Here is a 7,727-nt window from a genome sequence, read left to right as displayed (position 1 = left end):
AAAATCAACGCACTCTAAAACCGGAAGGGCCACTTAAGCATCGAACAGGAGGTAATGTGCTTTCGACGCGCCCTGTTTGACGCTCGTGATGAGCTTGCTGCCTAGGCCGAGGCTGATGGATCTGGCCACCAGGTTCGGAAAGTTCTCGGTATCACTTAGCTCAGTGGCTTTATGAGCAGCTACACCGGCCAGGCCAGTCTGCCCAGTGGCTTGTGCGAGTACAGCGACGGTAGCGGTTATCTGCGAGCGCATCTTGAGCCAGTCTCGTGGCACGACACACATAAGAGTTTCTGCGAACGCCAGACCCTTCTCAGGCTCGTCCAGCAGTGCGCCGAGCAGTGGATCACGCAACATGGGAGTCGTAAAACACCTCAGCGCAGCACGGATGGCCTGTGTATCGGTGGGGTCAGAGACACCCTTTGCAGCCTTCTCGTACTCATGCTGTAGATCGTCACGGAGAAAATGTATCTCATTCTCGTACCCCTCGACGTCGGCGATGATGTTTCGGTATACAGCGTCGTCGATACCGTGAGCTGTGCTGTCCAAACGCTCTTCTAGCTCTGCGCGAGACAGCGCTGGAAGCTGCCCAGTGTCCAACACCATCTGCTGCAGCGCAGCAGAGCCGGCGACCTCGCTGACAACCCCGGTGCGCGGTGCTGAGAGGCTCAGTTGCTGATACACAGTCCACCAACCGGTCCCAGAAGTAAGCTCGGGAACCTGCACGATCGCAAGCACGGTCGGCAGAGGTGAGTCTTCGCTGAGCAGGAATTCTGCCAGGTCATCTGCTGCTGAGGGGTCCGCGTTTATCACGTAAGCGATAACAGCGTCAGCGTTGACGCGGCCAGACCATGCAGCGAACTGCGATTGGTTGGCGGTTAGCGTCTGCACGGCGTCATCGAGGTCGAGCCTGGCGAGAGGGCCTAAGTGCAGGCCAGGGGTGTCACTGTTGCGGTCGAAGAACGCGAGCACCAGCGAGTTCTGCGGGTAAAAGCCCAGGATACCGGGGATGTTGGCGAGAATATCGCCGTGAGATGTAAGCGTTTGCGAATAGGTGGACATGAGCACTCCTTGCCAAATACGGGATGTGTGTGGTCAATCCCGTATTTGGCCCCGGCTGTGCCGGGCAGTGCTATTACCGCGCCCTGCAGCACCCCCACGTACTCAGTGCGTCGCTAGCGCTCGCCTGGTGCTTGCTTGCAGGGTGTGCGCGCTAGCGACGCAGCCCTCGTGATAGGTCTCGGCTGTTATGCGTCAGCCTCAAGGCGCTCGATGGCTCTGTAGATGGTCGGCCTGGACACGTTGAACGTCCTCGCCACTGCACTGACGGACTTACCACCGTCGATGAGTTCCTTGGCAACCTGGGCTTGCTCGTTAGTGAGCTTCGGTTTCGGCCCGGCGACCCTGCCCTGGGCGCGGGCGTGCGCTACGCCTTCACGGGTGCGCTGGATCAGCAGGTCTCTTTCCCACTCAGCGAGAGAGGCCATGACGTTAATGACCACTTTGTCAGCAGGACGCGACGTGTCCAGCGCGGGTTCGAGCACTTTCACGTTGATATCACGTTCCGCCAAGTCAGCGATAGTATTCACCGTCTCAGCGAGGCTGCGACCAAGACGGTCGAGCCTGGTCACAACCAGCGTGTCGTCGGGGCGCATATACGCCAGCGCGTCATCAAGGCCGGGGCGCTGCCACTTCGTGCCCGAGATCGTATCTGTGTAGATGTGGTTTTCATCGCAGCCAGCGTCGATGAGCGCCTCACGCTGGGTGTCGAGCGACTGCCCTTGTTTCGACGTGGAGACACGTGCGTAGCCGATGAGCATGGTTAATCACCGACTTTAAGCGTTGCCTTTGGCACGGTTGTGCGACTTGCAGAGCAACTCGCAGTTGCTCTCCTCGGTCGATCCACCCTTGGACCACGCAGTGACGTGATCAGCGTCCATTTCTTTAAGCGCCCAGATCTTTGCTTTCTTTTCATCGTGACCGATAGCGCAATACGAGCAGTTGGAGACACCCTTCTGTTTTGCAGCATCAGTCTGGCGCTTGTAGACGCGCTTCTTCACCGCTTCAGTGAAGACACGTACGTTAAGTAGTTTGGTGTCTGTCTTGCCGCCAAGCAGGTACTCGTAGATACCCTTCTTGGACTGAATTTGCGGGTCAGACAGCAACTCCTTTGCAGCAGCCGTCATCTCAGTCGCGTTGTAGCCTTTGGCGCCGTACTGCTCATACAGCGTGTTCCATTCGATGCCTCGCATGGACGTGTCTGTCATTTTGAACACACTTGCCGCCCAGTCGATAACAGCCTTGAAGTAAGTCTGTAGTTCGTTGCAGTTATCGTCTTCACGGTGCTTTGCCATGTAACTATCGATGGTGGTGCCTTCACGCTGAGCGATCCAGTCCAGCGCTACTTCAAGCACCTCCTGGCGGGCTGGGTCGCCCTTAACGAAGTTCGACCACTTCGACATGATCGCTGAGCCGGAGTTAGAAAAGACCTTCTTAGCAGCATCGACGAACTGACCCGAGTACACGGCATTGCGTAGCTCTTGGGCTGTAAGCGGCACACCGACGATGTTGATGGTCTTGAACCACTCCTTGATCTCGGCCTCAGTGCCATAGCAGTCGTAAATGAGCAACTCAGTCTCAAGGATCTGCTCTTGCTGGTGTTTGCCCAGCGACGAGAAATACTGCTCATTGCCGTCAGTGTCTTTGACGACGAACAGGTCTTTGTAGAAGCGCCCGATAGAGGTAATGCGCTGCTGACCGTCGAGGATCTCGAACTTGCCTTCGTACTGCTTGGGCTGGTTGAAGTAAATTAGCCCCAGTGGATAGCCCTTGAGCAGCGAGTCGATGACGGCTACGTCTTTCTTACCGTCGTTGTAGATGTAGTTGCGCTGGTACTCCGGCTGGATGGTGAGGTTGCCAGCCAAACCGTACAGGCCTTTGCCTTCGAGTTCGTTGTAGTGAAATCCGTCTACGATGTCACGGATCTTGCGGGGGTTGAGTTTTGCTTCCATGACTTAGGACTCCTTGGTCTCGGGGTGGCGGTGGCGGATGAAGATACGCTGGTAGATAGTTTGTGCTGAACCATCATCATTCAGCACATAGGCGTTTTGCACACGCCACGTTTTGTTGGCGGCGCGATGCTTTTGCTGTTGCTCCTTCGCCGGAGGGGTAAAGAACGTACATTCATTTTCAGCCCATTCCATATCCCCGCCCCGCCAGATAATCTCGAACTGCTCTGGACTGTATTTGTCCAAGAATGAGATGGGTACCCCCATAACACCGTCGTAATCGCTTGGAATACCCTTGGTCTCCGGCACCTCAATAGCGTCGTAGTTGTCGTATTTGACGTACGCAGTTTCTCGAACCCTCTTCGATCCATAAAGAAGGTTGTCATCCATCGTCATCAGAACCAGTGGTTCATGGCGGCGACCGTGTTCGATATTGGTAAACCATCGGACGCCTTTTACGCGAACGAATTTATTACCCAGTTCATCCACGCGATGCCCTGCAGCAGTGAGAGGATAACTTTCTGGCACACGAAACTCTCGATCACCGCTAGAGATAGAAGGCCCGTACCAAGTCCTATTTTCTTGGAACAGTGGAAAAACGTCCCTGTATGTGACAGAGTTCATGTTCCCGATAACGGAAAACTGGACCTCGCCCTCGATCAGCCACGCAAGGAACTCTCGGAACAGCGAGAACGGTGGGTTGGTAACTACGATGTCGGCCTCATCACGAAGTTTCGTGACCTCCTCGGAGCGGAAGTCTCCGTCTCCCTCAAGGTAATCCCACTTGAGATCTTCCTTGTTCAGTTTGCCGTCATCGTTAAGATCCGTGCCCTGTTCAAGGACGTAAATGCGGCCTCTGTGCCAGGTGTCGTCTTCGTTGAACTTCTCGTCCTGGTCCTCGCCAAGTGCGAAGTCCAGCAGCATCTGCCCCTTCTCAGTCACGGCTGGGTTTGATGCTGGCGCATAAGACGTAGAGATCAGCTTCTTCAAGCCGAACTTCTCAAAGTTCAGTGCAAAGTACTTGGTGAAGTTACTTGCCCCCGGATCGTCACACGGCAGCAGAACTGTCTTACCTCTGAATACGTCGGGGTCGTATTCGAGATAGGCTTGCATCTCGTTTTCAATGTCATTCCACTGCGTGTAGAACTCGTCCTTCTTGGCAGTCTTGGCTGTGCCTAAGTTAGTATTGCCGCCCATTGCCTACATCACCTTGTAGATTGATTCAGTCTTCGGCCCGTGCCCCATAAACGGGCATCCCGGTAACTCGCGCTCAAAGACAATCTTAGCGGAGTGTCGGTGTTTTCTAGAGACGTTCGTAGTAGAAGATCCGAAAAACATGCGCCGTTTTGTTGACGTGCCACAGTCTTGCATGGTGCAGGATTTTGAGCCCAGTGCACCATCTAGTGCACCAAGTGGCGATTTCAGTACAAAATGAAGAAGACCCCTACCAGGATATTCCCTGGTAGGGGTCGGAAGTTGGTAGCGGGGGCAGGATTCGAACCTACGACCTCTGGGTTATGAGCCCAGCGAGCTACCGAGCTGCTCCACCCCGCGTCGAGATGTACTTCCAAACATCAAGCGCTCTGCACACTGTCCCGTGTGCTGGCGACGGATGTAACTATACAGACACCTTGGCGCCTACCCAAATCCCCTGGGCAGGCGCCATTTCATAGGTGAGGCGCCGAGTTTTCGCCGGCACCTATCCGGACTTACTGAGACTGCAGGGAGCGGTAGTCCTCCACTGCCTTATCGAGCTCGTCCAGGGCCTTGCCATACTCCTCAAAGGAGCCGTTCTTGGCCTTGTCTACACCATCGAGAGCCTTGTTGATGGCGTCGATAGCCTCACCCTCGTCAGATGCCTTCGGAGCGGAGGCCGGTGCGGAAGACTCAGAGTCCTTCTCTTCGTCCTTCTTATCGGCGGCATTGGCCTCCTCGTCATCCTTCTCCGTCTGCTTGCCGGAGTCACCCTCAATTTCGGTGATGTCCTGGGCGGCCTTCGGGTCGATGCCGACCTGCTCTAGGGCCTCACCAATCGTCGGCGCATAGCCCACGCGCCCCTTGTAGGACACCAGCACGCGCAACAGCTTCGGGAACGCAGACTCCTGGCCCTTGCGCTGCGAGTAGATCGGCTCCAAGTAGAGGATCTCTCCCCCACCCACCGGCAGGGCCAGCAGGTTACCGTTCTTCAGGTCATTCGAGCCCTGCCACAGTGTGCGGTCACGAGCCACCTGATCAGAAGACATCATGGCGTCCTGCGCCTGCTTAGGGCCTTGGGTCTGGGTATTCGTCGGCAGCACGCGCACGGTGATATCACCGTAGGTATCCGGGTCCGAGGACACCGCCATGTGCGCAGAGAGGAACTGACGGTTCAGACCGCGGTAAGAGGTGATGAGCTGGAAGCTCGGCTTGTTGGTCTCCGGGTCGGAAGCCAGCACGTAGTACGGCGGCTGGTTCAAGCCCTGGGACTCGCCGGCGGTCGGGTCCTCCGGCACGGACCAGAAGGCATCGTTGTTGAAGAAGACGCCCGGGTCATCCACGTGGTACTTGGCCAGCAGGTTGCGCTGCACCTTGAACATGTCCTCCGGGTAACGCATGTGCTGACGCAGCTCATCGGAGATCTCCGACTCGGGCTTGACGACGCCCGGGAAGACCCCCTCCCATGCCTTAAGCACGGGGTCTTCGGTGTCGAACTCATAGAGATCGACGGTGCCATCGTAGGCGTCGACAGTCGCCTTCACCGAGTTACGGATATAGCCCACCTGATCATTGACCAGGCGCTGCGTCGTGCCCGTCGGATTCTGCGCGTCCTGGGTGGTCTCCGTCAGGGAGGTGCGCTGGGAATACGGCAGGGAATCCAAGGTGGTGTAGCCGTCAACGATCCACTTGATGCGGCCGTCGATAACCGCCGGGTAGGTGGAGGAATCCGTCGTCAGCCAGGGAGCAACCTTCTCCACGCGCTCGCGCGGGTCGCGGTCATAGAGCAGCTTGGACTCCGGCCCCACGCGGTCCGACAGCAGGAAGTTGAGTTCCTGGTACTTCAGCGCAAAGGCAGCGCGGTCAACGATGTTGCCGATGTCGACGCCACCCTTGCCGTCATAGGTGTAGGTGGAGGTATCGGTGTCGTACTCGACGGACTCATCACCGGTCTTGCCCACGATGGCGTAGTCCATACCGTCCTGGGCGCTAGCGATAACCGGGCCGAAGTAGGTGCGCGGCTGGTCCACCTTGATGCCGAGGGATTCTTCAGCATTCTTGGTTTCGCCCTCGCCCTCGGCGTCCTTACCTGCCTGGGTCTGCAAGTCAGCCACCGTGAAGATGGGGAAACCACCGCGGGCGGAACCGGCGTCACGAGCCACCTCATCGACCGTGTTCGCCTGCGCCGCAATAAAGCCATTGCCATGCGTATAGACGGTGTGGCGGTTGATCCAGTTCTGCTGGTTTTCTTGCAGCTCATTCGGATCCAGCTCGCGGGCAGCAACCACGAAGTCACGGAGTTCGCCGTCGATTTCATAGCGGTCCATCGCCAGCGTCTCTGGGAAGCCGTAGAAGTTCTTCAGCTGCTGCATCTGGGTAAACGTCGGCGCCAAAATATCCGGGTCCAGCAAGCGCAGGTTAGAGATGGTGGAGTCATCCGAGGCGACCTTGTCATCGGCGACGTCCTCCGCGCCCCAGTTCTCCTCGTAGGTCACCTTGTCATCGGTGAGGCCATAGGCAAAACGGGTGGACTCGATGTTGCGGGAGATGGACTCAGCCTCTTTAGCCTGACGGTTCGGGTTCACGGAGAAGCGCTCCATGATGAGCGGCCAGCCCTGGCCAATGACCAAGGAAGACAGCACCATGAGAACTACGGCCAGGCCCGGAATGCGCAGGTCCTTAATCACCACAGCAGAGAAAATCGCCACGGCCACGAACACGCCGATGATCATGAGAATGATCTTTGCCGGCAGGTAGGCATTGATATCCGTGTAGGAACCACCCGTAAACAACGAATGCTGGTTATACAGCAACTCGTAACGCCCCAGCCAGTAGCCGGCCACCTGGAGCAGCATCCAAATACCACCGGTTACTGCGAGCTGTGTACGCGCTGCTTTCGACAGCGAACCACGCACGCCGGCGGCGCGATTGCCCAAGCGAATGCCACCAAGGATGTAATGCCCCACGAGTGCAATGAGGAAGCACACTGCGACCAGCATGGAAGCCGCGTTGACCAGTATTGACCACACCGGCAAGCGGAATGCGTAGAAGCCAAGGTCGTGGTTGAACTGCGGGTCCGTCACCCCAAAGTCATGAGAATTGAGGAAGAGCATGACGGTGCGCCAATTTGCCTGCCCCAACAGTCCAGAGACAACGCCGACGAGGACCGGGATGACCTTGAGGAAGACACTCATCGTGCTCTCAATGGACTTACGGTACTGATAGACAGGGGAATTGAAGTCCGCCATGTCCATCGAATCGCCGCGCCCCCGCCACACAATCAGGCCCGCTACGTAGGTAACAGCCGCTGCCACGAGGCCGAAGAGGACGAAGAGAACGATGCGCGTGATCAGGGTCTTGGTGAAGACCCCGCGGAACTCAATCGCGCCGAACCACTTCCAATCCGTATAGAAGCCCACCAACATGGGGCCAATGAACAAGAGGACCGCGATGATGGCGACAACCCACGAGAGAAATTTGGGCGGACGTTTCATCGGGGCGGTGGGTCGGTTGAGTCCGGAAGCCAAC

The 7,727-nt window shown here is 57.1% G+C and carries 5 protein-coding genes and 1 tRNA gene; all 6 read right to left on the bottom strand.

Annotated features, from left to right (window positions below; translation table 11 throughout):
- Positions 1 to 33: 33 nt before the first annotated feature.
- The 6 genes from HMPREF2978_RS02305 to HMPREF2978_RS02280 all read right to left on the bottom strand — a co-directional run bounded on the left by HMPREF2978_RS02305 (position 34) and on the right by HMPREF2978_RS02280 (position 7,693).
- Complete coding sequence (locus HMPREF2978_RS02305; protein WP_070516678.1) at positions 34 to 1,059, bottom strand: DUF4192 domain-containing protein; 1,026 nt, start codon at positions 1,057 to 1,059, stop codon at positions 34 to 36.
- Positions 1,060 to 1,244: 185 nt separating this feature from the next.
- A complete protein-coding gene (locus tag HMPREF2978_RS02300; RefSeq protein WP_070516680.1) occupies positions 1,245 to 1,817 on the bottom strand; it encodes a recombinase family protein in 573 nt (190 codons plus the stop codon).
- A 15-nt stretch (positions 1,818 to 1,832) separates the two neighbouring features.
- A complete protein-coding gene (locus HMPREF2978_RS02295; protein ID WP_070516682.1) occupies positions 1,833 to 3,008 on the bottom strand; it encodes an HNH endonuclease family protein in 1,176 nt (391 codons plus the stop codon).
- 3 nt (positions 3,009 to 3,011) lie between these two features.
- Entirely contained in the window at positions 3,012 to 4,202 is a 1,191-nt protein-coding gene (locus HMPREF2978_RS02290; RefSeq protein ID WP_070526170.1) for an adenine-specific methyltransferase EcoRI family protein, read from the bottom strand.
- Between the two features lie 280 nt (positions 4,203 to 4,482).
- Positions 4,483 to 4,559, bottom strand: a tRNA-Met gene (locus HMPREF2978_RS02285).
- Positions 4,560 to 4,714: 155 nt separating this feature from the next.
- The gene (locus tag HMPREF2978_RS02280) at positions 4,715 to 7,693 is read right to left on the bottom strand and encodes a UPF0182 family protein (protein ID WP_070743901.1); all 2,979 of its coding nucleotides are present in this window, start codon (positions 7,691 to 7,693) and stop codon (positions 4,715 to 4,717) included.
- Positions 7,694 to 7,727: the final 34 nt, after the last annotated feature.

This window comes from Corynebacterium sp. HMSC074C01 (assembly GCF_001814605.1).
GTDB lineage: Bacteria > Actinomycetota > Actinomycetes > Mycobacteriales > Mycobacteriaceae > Corynebacterium.
This window is presented reverse-complemented; position numbering and strand designations above follow the sequence as displayed.